The organism is Salinibacterium sp. NG253 (genome assembly GCF_015864945.1).
Classification (GTDB): Bacteria; Actinomycetota; Actinomycetes; order Actinomycetales; family Microbacteriaceae; genus Rhodoglobus.
This window is the reverse complement of the sequence record NZ_JADYWF010000003.1, coordinates 152,977-167,257: the sequence shown is the minus strand read 5'-3', so window position 1 is coordinate 167,257 and position 14,281 is coordinate 152,977. Positions and strand designations below refer to the sequence as shown.

11 protein-coding genes are annotated in these 14,281 nt (G+C 61.3%); 3 read left to right on the top strand and 8 right to left on the bottom strand.

The genetic code is table 11. The annotated features are described in order from the left end of the window. Nucleotides 1-5: 5 nt before the first annotated feature. Nucleotides 6-833 (bottom strand): hypothetical protein, encoded by an 828-nt coding sequence (locus I6E52_RS13625; RefSeq protein ID WP_197158293.1) that lies wholly within the window; start codon nt 831-833, stop codon nt 6-8. 124 nt (nt 834-957) lie between these two features. On the opposite strand from I6E52_RS13625, the gene I6E52_RS13620 reads away from it, so the two are divergent. Then, the gene (locus I6E52_RS13620; RefSeq protein ID WP_197158291.1) at nt 958-2,433 is read left to right on the top strand and encodes an AlkA N-terminal domain-containing protein; all 1,476 of its coding nucleotides are present in this window, start codon (nt 958-960) and stop codon (nt 2,431-2,433) included. 9 nt (nt 2,434-2,442) lie between these two features. Then, complete coding sequence (locus I6E52_RS13615) at nt 2,443-3,069, top strand: protoporphyrinogen oxidase (protein WP_197158289.1); 627 nt, start codon at nt 2,443-2,445, stop codon at nt 3,067-3,069. A 105-nt stretch (nt 3,070-3,174) separates the two neighbouring features. On the opposite strand, the gene I6E52_RS13610 is transcribed toward I6E52_RS13615, so the two are convergent. The 4 genes from I6E52_RS13610 to I6E52_RS13595 form a co-directional block, all read right to left on the bottom strand. Beyond that, nucleotides 3,175-4,635, bottom strand: coding sequence for an aspartate ammonia-lyase (locus I6E52_RS13610; protein ID WP_197158287.1), 1,461 nt, complete (start codon nt 4,633-4,635; stop codon nt 3,175-3,177). Between the two features lie 129 nt (nt 4,636-4,764). Continuing rightward, a complete protein-coding gene (locus tag I6E52_RS13605; RefSeq protein WP_197158284.1) occupies nt 4,765-6,912 on the bottom strand; it encodes a DEAD/DEAH box helicase in 2,148 nt (715 codons plus the stop codon). Between the two features lie 208 nt (nt 6,913-7,120). Beyond that, the gene (locus tag I6E52_RS13600) at nt 7,121-7,465 is read right to left on the bottom strand and encodes a DUF6804 family protein (protein WP_307842549.1); all 345 of its coding nucleotides are present in this window, start codon (nt 7,463-7,465) and stop codon (nt 7,121-7,123) included. Nucleotides 7,466-7,514: 49 nt separating this feature from the next. Beyond that, nucleotides 7,515-9,398 (bottom strand): DUF2207 domain-containing protein, encoded by a 1,884-nt coding sequence (locus tag I6E52_RS13595; RefSeq protein WP_231602210.1) that lies wholly within the window; start codon nt 9,396-9,398, stop codon nt 7,515-7,517. Nucleotides 9,399-9,465: 67 nt separating this feature from the next. On the opposite strand from I6E52_RS13595, the gene I6E52_RS13590 reads away from it, so the two are divergent. Further along, nucleotides 9,466-10,797, top strand: a complete 1,332-nt coding sequence (locus I6E52_RS13590) for a M20/M25/M40 family metallo-hydrolase (RefSeq protein ID WP_197158282.1) — start codon at nt 9,466-9,468, stop codon at nt 10,795-10,797. A 20-nt stretch (nt 10,798-10,817) separates the two neighbouring features. Here I6E52_RS13590 and I6E52_RS13585 read toward each other — a convergent pair whose 3' ends face one another. The 3 genes from I6E52_RS13585 to I6E52_RS13575 all read right to left on the bottom strand — a co-directional run bounded on the left by I6E52_RS13585 (nt 10,818) and on the right by I6E52_RS13575 (nt 14,266). Further along, nucleotides 10,818-11,687 carry a glycerophosphodiester phosphodiesterase family protein gene (locus tag I6E52_RS13585; protein WP_307842548.1) on the bottom strand — a complete coding sequence of 290 codons (870 nt, stop codon included), beginning with the start codon at nt 11,685-11,687 and terminating at the stop codon, nt 10,818-10,820. Between the two features lie 164 nt (nt 11,688-11,851). Continuing rightward, a complete protein-coding gene (locus tag I6E52_RS13580) occupies nt 11,852-12,754 on the bottom strand; it encodes a ribokinase (RefSeq protein ID WP_197126674.1) in 903 nt (300 codons plus the stop codon). A gap of 39 nt (nt 12,755-12,793) precedes the next feature. Continuing rightward, the gene (locus tag I6E52_RS13575; RefSeq protein WP_197126673.1) at nt 12,794-14,266 is read right to left on the bottom strand and encodes an SDR family oxidoreductase; all 1,473 of its coding nucleotides are present in this window, start codon (nt 14,264-14,266) and stop codon (nt 12,794-12,796) included. Nucleotides 14,267-14,281: the final 15 nt, after the last annotated feature.

Genomic DNA, 14,281 nt, shown 5'->3' with positions numbered 1-14,281 from the left:
CACCGCTACTCTGCTTCTTGCTGCTCGCGCAGAATGCTGAGCGCGCGAGTGACTCGATCGCCGAGCCCGGCGACGCGCTTCTTGGACGAGCGCTCGGCATCCGCGATGAGGCCCATGAGCTCGCCTCGATAGACATCGTGAGTCGACCGCACTGATGCTCTCAGAGCGAGCGAGGCTTGGGCCGCGATGACGCCGATAACGCAACTTGCGATCAGAGCGAGTACCGCGACGACGACCGCCAAGCCCGGCGAGGACTCCGCGGCAACCTCACTAGCCGAAGCAACAACCAGCCCGAGAGCAAGAACCGGGGCGATTAGGCGATAGGGGGTGCGCACGCTCAGTTGCAGCGCCGCAGCGATGGTGGTGGCATCCGTATTCAATCGACCGCGTGATGCGCTGTCGATGGCGCTAACACGAGCGCGAAACTCGTCAACCTGATCTTGATGGATGCGCAGCCCCGCCGACTCGATGAGTTCGTCGCGCACAAGACGGTAGCTGTCGGCGGGCGGCCGAACGATGACCACCGCGATAATTGCCACAATCGTGACCGCTACCACTACCGTGCTGAGCGCGATGAGAATGGCGGCGGGTGCCTGCGCTGGCTCGGCAAAGAACAGTCGGGTGCTCCAGTCGGCCGCGATCGTGAGCGCGACAATTCCCAGCCCGGCCGTCGGCACGATCCACGCGACCGGATGTAAACGCAGTCGGGTGCGAACTCCGCGTGCAAGCCGGAGGTGATCGAAGCGCGCAGTGCCGTAGTCAGCGAGTTGTGCCGAGAAGGCGACAAGCCAGAGTGCCGCCAGAACGGTGAGTAGTGTCCACGAAGATTCCACGGTGCGACTGTACTCGTTACTGTCGCCGACGGAGTGATCGAGCACGGGTGGCGTGGAGGAAATCGACCGTAACGATGTCTGATTTCCGCTGGTCAGGGGTGGCCAGGGGTGGCACAGTTAAGGCATGTCCTCCCCCACGCTCAGCTTCGATGAGCAGTACCGCGCCCTTTGTTCGCGGGATGCTCGCTTCGACGGTCAGTTCATCGCTGGCGTGCACTCCACCGGAATCTATTGCCGCCCCAGTTGCCCTGCCGTCGCCCCCAAACCGCGCAATGTGCGTTTTTACCGCACCGCTGCCGCCGCCCACGAAGCAGGACTTCGCGCCTGCAAACGCTGCCAGCCGGATGCCGTTCCCGGCTCGCCCGAATGGAATCTCAACGACGACCTTGCCTCGCGCGCCATGCGACTCATTGCCGACGGTGTCGTCGAACGCGACGGCGTAGAAGGGCTATCGACCCGTCTCGGCTACACCAGCCGCCACCTCACACGCGTACTCTCCGCCGAACTCGGCGCCGGTCCGCTCGCACTGGCCCGTGCTCACCGCGCCCAAGCCGCCCGCACCTTGCTCGCCGCGACAGAGCTCAGTATTTCTGACGTTGCGTTTGCTGCCGGGTTTTCCAGCATCCGTCAGTTCAACGACACCATTCAGGCGGTGTACGAAACCACACCGAGCCAGCTTCGCGCCCTTGCCCGCCGCGGCGCTGCAGCCCATCCCCACGGTGCCGTCGAACGACCGTCAGCGCTTACCCTGCGATTGCCCACTCGCGCCCCATTCGACGGCGCCGGGCTCATGACATTCTTTGCCAACCACGCCGTTGCCGGCATCGAGACCGCGACCGACACCAGCCTTGAACGCGCGATCCGGCTTCCGGGAGGCATCGCTCGAGTGCGGCTAGAACTCGGCGACCACGGCGTCCTCTGCACAGCCCAATTGGCCACCATTTCGGATGTCGCCCCGCTCGTGGCCCGCGTGCGTCGTCTCTTCGACCTCGACGCCGATTCGCTCGCGATCGATCGCGCGCTGAGCAGCGATCCGGCGCTGGCTGACTCTGTGGCACGTGTTCCCGGAATGCGCCTCCCGGGCAGCGTCGACACCGAAGAGACTCTCTTTCGCACGCTCATCGGCCAGCAGATTTCCGTGGCTGCCGCCCGCACGGTGCATGCCCGCGTCGTGGAAGAACTGGGCAGCGACGGGCTGTTCCCCTCCGCGGCCGTGCTCGCAGCATCCGGAGCACAGGTTCTGCGGGGTCCGGCCACGCGCATTGCGAGCATCCTCGGGGTCGCCGAAGCCATCGCCTCGGGTGACCTCGACTTGGACGTCTCGACCCCTGTCAACGAATTCACAGCAAAGTTGGTGGCGATGCCCGGAATCGGCCCGTGGACCGCGGGCTACATGGCGATGCGTGTGCTCGGCAACTCCGACATCATGCTCAGCAGCGACCTCGTTGTTCGCCAAGGTGCTGGGGAGTTGGGGCTGCCCGATACCGCGAAGGCTCTCACCGAATACTCAAGCCGGTGGGCACCGTGGCGAAGCTACGCGTGCATGCACTTGTGGCGATCGAGGCCTGTACAGGTGGAGCGAAAGGCAACGTCACCGTAGGCTGGAGTCATGAACGCCAGACTCTTCATCCTCGGTTTCGGTATCGCTGTCGGTTACGTTGTTGGCGCCCGCGCCGGCCGCGAACGTTACGACCAAATGAAGGGCAAAGCCACCCAGGTGTGGGAGAGCCCTCGAGTGTCGAGCGCGCGCACTTCGGTCGAAGAATATGCCCGCACTCAGGCCCCCATCGTGCGTGACAAAGCAACCGCCGTTGCCAAAGCGACGCCCGGTTTTGTGAGCGAAAAGGCGAAGGATGTCGCCGAGAACACTCGGGAATTTGCCGAGCACACGCGCGACACCGCCAAAGATCTCGCGGAGAACGCGAAGAAGTCAGCCAAGGAGCTGGCGGAGAACGCGAAGGAATCGGCGAAAGAGCTTGCCGACAACGCCAAGGAATCCGCAAAGGGACTCGCCGATCGTGCGTCGAACACCGCCCGCGGTGCCGTCGGTCGCGTCACGGAAACTGCTGACGACGTTCGCGAGAACGCCAATAAGGAACTAGCAGAGCTTCGCGAACGCGGCGAAGAAGCCATCGACCGCGCTTTCATTACCGCGGGAAAAGCGCGAGATGAAGCCCTCGCTCCTCTTGATGACGAAGACGACGAGGACTACGACGAAACGGCCGCACAGAAGTAAAGCCACACACGCCGTTCTCAGTTATCGCTCACGAGCGACCTGACCACACAAAGACGCCCCAGCCTCTCTTAAGAAGCTGGGGCGTCTTTCTGGTTTACCGGGTGGCTACTTTTGTTCTTCCAGCCAGGGCAGCGAGATCGCTGCGGTCATCGGCGAAGTTCCGCTGAGACGCTCGGGCGTGAGAACACGCTTCACGTCTTCTTCCTTCATGAGCCCCGACGAGACAACGAGCTGCGCAATCGACGCGTTTGTCGTGAGAGCCGTATGCGCGAGATTCGCTGCCGCCGCGTAGCCGATGTAGGGCGTCAGCGCCGTCACGACGCCGACGCTCGTCTCGACCTGAGCCGCAAGTCGCTCTTCATTGGCCGTAATGCCATCGATGCAGTTCTCCCGCAACGTACGGCAGGCATTGGTCATCCACATCACTGATTGCAGGATCGAGTGAGCGATCACCGGCTCGAAAGCGTTGAGCTGCAACTGGCCAGCTTCCGCGGCTGCCGTGACCGTGGCATCCGCTCCAATCACGCTGAAGGCAACTTGGTTGACGACCTCAGGGATAACCGGGTTGACCTTGCCGGGCATAATCGACGACCCGGCCTGCTTGGCGGGCAAATTGATCTCGCCGAAACCTGCCTGCGGCCCGCTCGACAGTAGCCGAAGGTCGTTACAGATTTTTGAGAGCTTGACAGCAGAGCGCTTGAGAACGCTGCTGAGGGTCATGAAGATTCCGACGTCGCTCGTGGCCTCGATGAGGTCGAACGCGGTCTTCATCTCGATGCCGGTGGCCTCGGTGAGGTGACGGCGCACCGCTTCGGCGTAACGAGAATCGGCGGTGATGCCGGTGCCGATCGCGGTTGCGCCCATGTTGATCTCGCTCATGAACGGCAAGACCTCGGTGAGGCGCGCATAGTCTTCTTCGAGCGTGTGGGAGAAGCCCGTGAACTCTTGACCAAGCGTCATCGGCACGGCATCTTGCATCTGCGTGCGGCCTATTTTGAGGATGTTGACGAACTCGCGTCCCTTGGCACCGAACGACTCCGAGAGCAACTCGTGCTCAACGAGCAGTCGCCGCACGCCGAAGACCATCGCAAGCTTGATCGCCGTGGGGTACACATCGTTCGTGCTCTGGCTGCGGTTCACGTCGTCAATGGGATGCAGGAACGAGTATTCGCCCTTGCTGTGTCCCAAAATTTCTAGGGCACGGTTCGCGATCACTTCGTTCGCGTTCATATTGGTCGACGTGCCGGCACCGCCCTGGATCACTCCGACACAGAACTCTGCGTGCAGAGCGCCATCGAGGATCTCTTGGCAGGCCTGATCGATAGCGTGCGCCTTGCGTGATTCGAGAACGCCTAGTTCGGCGTTAGCGCGCGCTGCTGCCTGCTTGATATGAGCGAGCGCGCGGACAAGATCGGGGTAAACGGAGATAGCGCGACGCGTGATGGGAAAGTTTTGCATCGCGCGTAGCGTGTGCACTCCCCAATACGCATCAACAGGGACCTCAAGCGAGCCGAGTGAATCGGATTCGATACGGGTGGCGGTGTTCTGCACAGAGGTGTTGCTCAACTCTTTTTCTCATCTCCATTGATTTTTGGCGCGACGCACAAGCGTTGTGATCACGCCTCAAGTGTACGCTCGCGCAGAGTCGTGCCGGAGGAAAGAGCCGTGGCCAGAAAGCCACTTCTTAACGTGCAGCTACTCCTTGATCGCGTCTCGCAAGAGCGCCGAAAGAGCCTGCAATTGGATGTTCGCCTCGGCCACAACAGCCTCGTCAGAACCGTCTAGCGCGCGGGCGGCAAGGCCAGCTTTGCTGTCGATCAGCTCGGCAATGCGAGCATCGATCGTGTGCGCGGCGATGATGCGCCAGGCGGTGACCGGAAGCTCCTGACCGATGCGGTGCACGCGGTCGATTGCCTGCGTCTGCTCGGCGTTGGTCCAGCTCAATTCAGCAAGCACCACGTTGGATGCTGCCTGCAGGTTGAGCCCGACACCAGCGGCGGTGAGCGACGCAACGACGATCGCGACATCCGGATCATTGGCAAAGGAATCAATAGCGTTCTGACGCGCCTTGGCACTCTGATCACCACGAATGGAGACAGCCTTGAGGCCGACCTTGGCGAAATGCGCTTCTGCGGTGTCCATGACATCGATGTGCTTGGCGAAGAAGACGACCTTGCCCACCGAGCGAGCGAGCTGCGCCGTGTAGTCGGCGGCCAGCGTTGCCTTGGCCTGACCGATGCGGCGCACCATCGTGAAGACGTTCTCGCCGGTGGTTGCACTCTTCGACTCTTCGAGTTCGGCGTGAGCAACAACCCGAATGAGGTCTTCGATAGCAACGTCGGGCTTGAGTTTGCGCACCCGAGTGAAACGGTCGACAAGGCGGGCGGTGAGAGCCTGTTCTGCGGCCCGAATCGAGCGACCGAGGTCGTCGTCGAGCTCCACCGGGATGTCGGCAATGCGGCGGGCAGGAATGTCGGCAGCGACGTCAACCTTCTTGCGACGCACGATTCCCATATCGATAACAGCACGGCGTGCTTCAGAGAAGAACCCGGGATCGGCTGGCGTGAGATCGGAGTCTTCGAGCTTCGACATAAGCGGCGCGAGCGGCTTGGTGCCGTCGATCCAACCGAGGAACTGCCAGATAGCGCGGAAGTCTTCGATCGAGTTGATCAGCGGTGTTCCGGTCAGCGCCATGAGGAGCGCTTTCGGGTAGGTGGCGCGGATGCTTTGCGACAGGCTAAGAACGTGCTTGGAGCGTTCAGATTTGAGGTTCTTAATGAAGTGGGCTTCGTCGACGACCATGCCCTTGAAGCCGAAACGGCCGAGCCAGCCGACGTGGCGGTCGAGAACTTCGTAGTTGACGATCACGACGTCGCTGAACGCGTCTACCGTGTCGCCGTCACCGTGCACGACGGTCGCGCTGCGACCCGGAGTCCAGAGTTCAACTTCGCGTTCCCAGTTGGTTTTCACGACGTTCGGCACCACGACTAGCAGCGGGTACGAGTTAGAGGCTTCAGCCGCCATCAACGCTTGCGCGGTCTTGCCGAGTCCTGGCTCATCGGCGAGCAAGAAGGTGCGGTGACCCTGCTTGACGACCTCGACGAATCGCGCCTGGTGACGCATGAGTTCAAGATTTCCGCGGGTGCGCAGCGAAGCGGCCTCTGGCAACTCCATCGATGCCGCTCCACCGCCGGAGCCGTGCTCAAACGCACGGAAGAGAGGATCAATGAGTTCCCAGTTAGCGAGCCGGTTGCTGTGTTCCTTCTGCGGAGCAATCGCGCTGAAATCGGGGGCCAAGAACGGGTTCGCCATCTGCATTTGACGAACGGATGCGGGAACAACCTGTTTCTCGACCTGCTTGTCAACGGGCTTGGGTTCTTCGGTGATGATCAGCTCATCGGGGCTCAACTCGACACCGGCGTCGAGCAGAAGGTCACGGCGCAGCGCCTTCGCTGCGGGTGTGATCGGTGCTGACTCCCCCAACATCGACAGCAGGCTCGTATCCCGAGCGGCCGTCTTAGCCAGAATGCCAGCGAGGCCATCGAGGCGCTTTTGTTCATTCGCGCGCTCAGAGTCAGTGAGGGTCGCATCCGTCTTTACTCGAGCACGTTCTTCGCGCAGCAGCAGTGCCGCAACTTGGAAGCGGGCACGGTTGGCGGGCTTCAGCGGTCCCTTTTGCACGGCAGTTTCGACCTCGCGTGCGGCACGGGCCAACACGGGGATCACACCGGTGTCATCACCGGGACGAGCACGACGACGCTGAGCGCCGCCCGCTTGGCGCTGACCCGAATTTTTGGGTCGCTTGTTGCGCTGTGCGGAATCGGACTTTGACGAGGTGGTCAATTATTCTCCTGGCGCTAGGCGAGCGGCTCAGTCGCGGGTACGAGGACTCATAGCCGTTGAACGAATAGACGTTGCCACGATAGGGACTTCAATAGAGTGACAACATCCACTCAAGGGAGCCAGACCCAACTGCGATGCGATTGGTGGTCTCAAGGGATGCGTGAATCAGTCTACGCAGAAAATCACCAGAGTGCGCTATTCGCGCGAATTAACCTCGACTTGTGGAGTCGGTGACGCGTGCTCCCACACCGACCGCGATGAACACGAGAGCCGCCGTGTAGTGCAGCCCTTGCAGTAGTTGCACGTCAGCAATCTCGATGGGAAAAATCGGATTCCACAGGATGGCAATGGGAATGAGCCCGACGGCCCACCACCACTGGCGAACCTGCCAGACGAGCACAACGCAGATAAGAGCGAGGATGCTCACGATATAGCGCACGATCGTAAAGATCTCGGTTCCGACGACGCCGGCGCCCACCAACAGCACAAGCACGGCAAGAATTGCGGCGGGTAGTGCCACGCGTCGGGGGCGGTTCGGATACGTTGCACTCACTCGTTCGAATATACCCGCCTGCACGAAGTTGAGTTCGCCGCCCGGGGCTCTAGACCCCGCCGCCTCCTCCGCCGCCGCCACCGCCACCTGACGACCCGCCACCGCCTGAACCACCGCTGGAGCTGCTGGACGCACTACCGGAGTATGAGCTTGCGATCGACGAGGACACCGTCGAGATACTCGATGCGAAGACTGCTGCGTTGAACGCTCCCGAGCCCGAATACCAATCGGGCGACTCATCGGCGTAATAGTTGCTCAACTCGGTCAGCCACTGCTTCTCGAGACCAAAAATTACGGCGTAGGGAAGAAGCTTTTCGTACACTGCGAGAACATCGGCAGCGCCGGTGTCCTCGTTGTGTTCCCGAAGGGCGCCCGCTGGACTCTGCAACATGCGCAATCGATCGGCCTCAGCCAAACGGATATACAACTCAAGCCCCGCAAGATGATCCCGCAGCTCCGCCCCCTTCGGAGTGAGCGGCGAGCGAAACAGCAAGAACACGCACGCGAAGGCAACCCCCATCGCGAACACGATCACCACGAACGGAAACGCCGATCCATACGAGCCCGAGATCAGCACTGCTCCGAAAACGATCGAGGCTAGGGCCGCGAGTGCTGCCACCAGCAGCGGGAGGTAGCGATTGGCCGGCACCTTTCGTCGATACCCCGCGGCAATCTGCCCAGAATGCTGTTTCTGCACGATTGCGTAAAGCGCGCGGCTGAGCTTGGAGTCCGCTGTTTTCAGTTCCCGAATCGCTCCGTGGTGCAAGGAATTACCGAAGAGTGCCCGCAGTATTTCTAACTCGTAGCCCTCGACCTTCGTGGGGTCAACGAGCTCAAGCCGGTACTCCGTTCGCGTACGGAACATTCCCTTGGACTCCTGCTCAAGCACACGCACTGTGCCGCGCACAGCAAAGTCCAGAATCTGAGCAGCAACCACTCGTGTGCGCTTATTGATCACGAGAGCGGCGGTAGCGACCGAAACTCCCTTCGGCGGCGCATACTCAGCGATGATCGTCGGACGCCCAGCGGCATCCGCCAGTTGGGTACGTCGCAGACGGATCGCCCAGACGAGGGCACTCAGCGCAGCAAGAAAGCCAACCGACTGCCCGTATCCCGCCGGGGAGGCCAAATAGGAACTGTCACGCTCGACGAACGTGCCAGGTTCAAAGCCAAACGCGACCGTGACATTCTGGCCTCTCTGCAGCAGTCCATGCGTCGCGACGTACGTATCGGCATCGCGGGCAGCGATCTCGCACTGTTGCGTGGATCGCGCAATGCCCCAATAGCAATCGGGCTCCACCACTAGAGCGTCACTGAGCCCCTCACCTAAATGAATGGTCGCCTCAACCGAGCCGAAGGGCTGATTCCACCCGGTGCCGTTGGTGTCCCAGTAAAACTCGTCGGCGTTAGTGTCGGCGGCGAATGCTGTGACATTCGATTGCTCGTAGCTAAAAACATACGTGTTCGGCCCCTCCACAAAGGAGGTAGCGGCGCTCGTGACGAGAGTGAACTCGTCATCATTCTCTACGTCGAACGGCCGTGCTGTGCCCGTCTCATCCGTCACGGAAATATTGTGCACGTCGACCGGGACACCCTTGTAGTAGTTGGGGATAGCCCGGCGCATCCCACGGTTTTGATCGGCAGGAAAAATAGCGACAAACGTCTCTACCGTGCGTAACGTCGACCGGCCGTCAGCATCCCGATCAAGGAAGAATTCTGCCTCATAACTATCGAAGACAAAATCGTCGAGACCCGTGCGAACTACGCTCGCTGAAGCGGAGGAGCCGGCTGAAACGGCTACCGGAGGGATAGCGGCAGAAGCGGCAGCGGGAGTTAAGCCGAGTACGAGAACAATCGCGATTACGCTCAGAATCCGGGCTCCGACTTGAGCCAAGGCCCGAACCCCGACCATCCACAATCGTCCGTTCGTCATGCTGTCTCCGATTTCCTTCACCCTCGCGGGAAAACACGCACCGCCCAGTGCTCGCTAGAGTCGAGGTATGAAGAGTGCTTTGGCTGTCGAACATCTGCAAGAACTCGTTCGAATTCCCACCATTTCTCGGGAGGATGCCTCCACTACTGAATGGCAAGAGTTCGACCGTTTCGCCCAGACGCTGCGCAAACTGTATCCACTGTGCCACAGCCGGCTCGAGCGCGAAACGGTGCTGGACCATTCCCTGATTTTCCGCTGGCGCGGTCGCGCATCGACCGAACCCGCTGTACTCATGGGGCACTACGACGTCGTCGCGGCCACCAACGAAGGTTGGAAACGGCCGCCTTTCGCTGCCGAGCTCAGCGGCAAAGACGATGAGCAGCTGATTTGGGGGCGTGGCACGCTCGATGACAAGGGTTCTGTTGTCGCCATCCTTGAGGCTGTCGAGACACAACTCGAAGCTGGCCTCGTTCCGGCTCAGGACATTTATCTGTGCTTCGGCCACGATGAGGAAACTCACGGAACCGGGGCAGCCGCCATTGTCGATCTTCTCGAAAGCCGAGGCATCACACCCACCCTCGTGCTCGATGAGGGGGGCGCCATCGTTGATGATGTCTTCGAGCAGGTCGATTCCCCGATGGCCGTGGTTGGTGTTGCGGAGAAGGGCACAGCAGCTCTTCGACTCACCGTCGATCAGTCGGGTGGACACGCTTCTACACCGCCGAAAACCCCCGCCGCCGTGCGTCTTGCTCAGGCCATCGTGCGTCTCAACTCTCGTCCTTTTCCGTCGCGACTCACTCCCACGGGCGCTGACCTCATGCGACTGCTCGGCGAGCACGCTGGCGGCGTTACCGGCTACTTGCTGCGCAACGTGTCGTGGACCAAAGCACTCCTCGTGCCCATTCTTGTGCGCAAAAGCGACGAGCTCGCCGCCATGATGCGCACGACCCAAGCGGTCACGATCCTTGAGGGTGGTCACGCCGTCAATGCCATGCCCGAGCGGGTCAGCGCCGTCATCAATGTGCGCATCGCCGTGAACTCAAGTCTCGACGAGACGGTCAAGCATGTGACGCGCGCGATCAACGACAAGCGCGTTCGGGTGACGGTCGACTCCCCCGGCGAGCCATCGCCGGTTTCGGCGACCACGGGCCTCGCTTGGGAGCTGCTGCGCTCAACGATCGAAAAGAGCTTCCCAGGAACCCTCGTGACCCCCTACGTGCAAAATGGCGCTACGGACAGCCGCCACTTCACTCGCATCAGCACCGGCGTCTACCGCTTCACGCCGTTCGCGATGGCACGGGAGGTGCGCGACACTCTGCACGCGCGCAATGAGCGGATGCTCGTCAGCAGTTACCTCGACGGCATCGCGTTCTATCGAGCCCTCATCGCGTCGCTGTAGGCGAGTCGGTCACGACTGCGTTATCCCGCTGCGGCACGACGAGGCGCTAGCGGGAGGGTATTTGCGTCCGAGACTTCTTTCGCGATCCACGTGCCGAGCTCTGCCGGACGATCGGTGACGATTCCGTCAACGCCGAGGGCAACAGCATCCGACCACGTGTCTGAGTCGTTGAGGGTATAAATCAGGATGCCGAGCCCCGCATCGTGAACGAGCTGCACGAGGGTGGGGTCGCGAGTGATGGCTTTCTTGCTCGTAACGAGTGCCACAGCCCCTGATGCTGCCGCGAGTTCCGCCGGGTCTCCGACGATGTCTCGAACGATGAGAATCCCGGGCAATTCGGGACTAACCCGCTGCACGGCCTGCAGCGTCATGATGTCGAAGCTGCCGATGATCACGTGGTTGCTCACGCCATTGCGGGCAATCAGATCGGCGACGAGCGCCACCTGATCGTCGGTCCATGATCCTTTGAGTTCAAGAATGGCATTCTTTGTCGACCACCGAAGCACTCCCAAGAACTGCTCCAGGGTGGGCACAGTGGCTCCCGCGAATTCCTCGCCGAACCACGAGCCAGCGTCTAAGGCAGAAAGCTCTTCGTAGGTGTATTGCCACACCGGACCAGTGCCGTCTGTCGTGCGATCAACGGTCCAGTCGTGCATGAGCACGGGAACGCCATCGGAGGTGAGTTGCACATCCGTTTCGACATAGTCGGCCGCGCTATCGAGAGCGAGACTCAAGGCCTCGATCGTGTTCTCGGGAGCAACGGTCTTGTCGCCGCGATGACCGGCGATGAACGCGGCCTCCCCCGGCGCCTTAAGCGAGGTGAAAACTCCCGCCGCATGCACGCGAGCGACGTTGGCGTTCAGCACGAGAGCAAGCGTGACCGCCGTCACTATCGTGGCCGCTAGCGCAGCTCTCCGTGCTCGAAGATGGTGTTTCGGGTGTGCCAGGTGGTGCGATGTCGCCATTGACTCGCCGTCCTTGTGTCGGGTTGCCGCACGTTCACGGTGACCCCACTATAGCGAGCCTGTTACCAATCCGTTACCTTTTCGGCGGATTAGTTAAGGCGTGTCTCAATTGCTGCCCGGTGCGGAATCGACGGCACGGCACCGTGGTTTTCCACCGAAATGGATGCCGCAGCGCCAGCAAAGCGCAGAGCATCATCCATCATCATTCCTTCGACGACACCCGCGGCGAAGGCACCACAGAACGTGTCGCCAGCGCCCGTGGCGTCTACGGCCGTGACCCGGTGAGCGGGAACGACGACCGGCTCAGAGCCGACGCGGTGAAGAGCGGCACCCTTCGAACCCAGCGTGACGATGACGGTGGAGACGAGGCTCAAGAGTCGCTCTCCCACTCCCTCAAGGTCAGCAGAGAGGCCATTATCGCGCGCGAGCTCAGTAGCCTCGTGCTCGTTGACGATCAAGATGTCGAGGTTATCCAGCAGTTCTTTGGGCAGAGCCTGAATCGGTGCTGCATTCAGAATCACGCGCGTGCCAACGGCACGAGCGATACGAGCTGACTCGATCACGGTAGCCAGTGGGATCTCCAGCTGCATCATGAGAGCGGATGCTGCGCTGATCGCGGCAGAGTCTTCGCTCGTGAGGTTAGCGACGTCGTTATTGGCACCGGCCTCAACGATGATCGTGTTCTCGCCCGTGGGATCGACAGCGATGAGCGCAGTTCCGGTTGGCTTGTCTGTGGTCTTCAGGTGCGAGACATCGATGGAGTCGGCTGCGAGTCCGGTGCGCACCATTTCGCCGAAACCATCGTTTCCGACAGCGCCGATAAACGTGGTTGCTACTCCCGCGCGCGCTGCGGCAACAGCCTGATTTTGACCCTTACCGCCGAGCGCGGTGTTGAGGCCTTGAGAAAGGACGGTCTCTCCCGGAGAGGGAATCCGTTCTACCCGAAAGACCTGATCAATGTTTGCGCTACCGACGACGACGATTCCTGACATTAGTCAAAAGTAGCGCATTCCTGGCCCGCTCGGCGCACTTTATTCGGCTGACTCGGCTTCGGCCGCTGCCACAATCCGGTTCACCATGCCGCTAAAGATCACGCCATGGAAGGGCAAAATGGCCGCCCAATACAGCCGACCGCCCAAACCGCTCGGGAAGAATACGGCGCGCTGGCGATACAGCGCGCCCTCGTCACCGCGATCCTCAACGGTCAGTTCAAGCCACGCCCGCCCAGGAAGCTTCATCTCTGCACGCAACCGCAAACTGTGCCCACGATCGATGCTTTCCACTCGCCAAAAGTCGAGAGCATCGCCCGTATTGAGCGTGCTCGGATGCCGCCGGCCACGACGCAGGCCGACCCCACCAACCAGCTTGTCGAGCCAGCCGCGCAGAGCCCACGCCAGCGGGAAGGAATACCACCCGTTCTCGCCACCGATTCCCTCGACGACGCCCCAGAGGGCCTCCGCTGACGCCGGAGTTTCACGTTCTCGAAGGTCGGTATAGACCGTGTGCCCCGTCCATTCCGGGTCGCTGGGGAGCGGATTGCTCGGCGCACCGACAACTGTGGCATCCTGCCAGCTCGTCTCTACCTCGCCGTCGCCCATCTTTACCAGAGCCAAGCGCACCGAAGCGCGGTACCCCGTGAGGCCGCCCTCGGGCTCAGGAATGAAATCGGACACCGACGTGTCGCGCACGACACAGTCGAACTGAAGCGACTCAATAATCGGCACAGCGAGCAAGCGCGGGATGGGCGTCACCAAATTGACCCACTGCGAGGCCAGCCACGGGGTCAGCACCGGCAATGACGCGATGGGGCGCTGGTGAAGCCCCGCCTCGAGAGCGTAGCCATTCATCATTTGGCCGTAGCGCAGCACATCCGGGCCGCCGATGTCGAAGCTGCGATTGAGCTCTGCTGGCAGTTCGAGGGCAGACACGAGGTAATAGAGCACGTCGCGCACCGCGATCGGCTGAATAAAGTTACGCACCCATTTCGGTGCGGGCATGTAAGGAAGCACCTCAGTGAGGTGGCGGATCATCTCGAATGATGCCGAACCCGAACCGATCACCACGCCGGCGTTGAACGCAATGGTAGGCACACCAGATTCCAGCAGGATGTTGCCCACCTCGGCGCGACTGCGCAAGTGGCGGCTGAGCTCAGAGATATCCCCGGCGGGGTGCAAGCCACCGAGATAGACGATGCGCGAGACGCCCGCCTTCTTGGCCGCCTTCGCCACGTTGGTCGCGGAGAGCTTCTCGGTCTTTTCGAAGTCCCCAGCGGCGCCCATGGCGTGCACAAGGTAATAGAGCGCATCGATGTCGACCATGGCATCGGTGAGAGAGTTCGCGTCGGTGAGATCACCGACGACGACGTCGACATCCTCACGCCACGGGACGTCCTGCAGCTTGCGGGGGTTGCGCACCAGAACGCGCACCGTATGACCCGCTTCGATCAGCCGAGGTACGAGTCGGCCACCCAAATATCCTGTTGCTCCAGTTACTAGAACGCGCATACGACAACCCTAGGC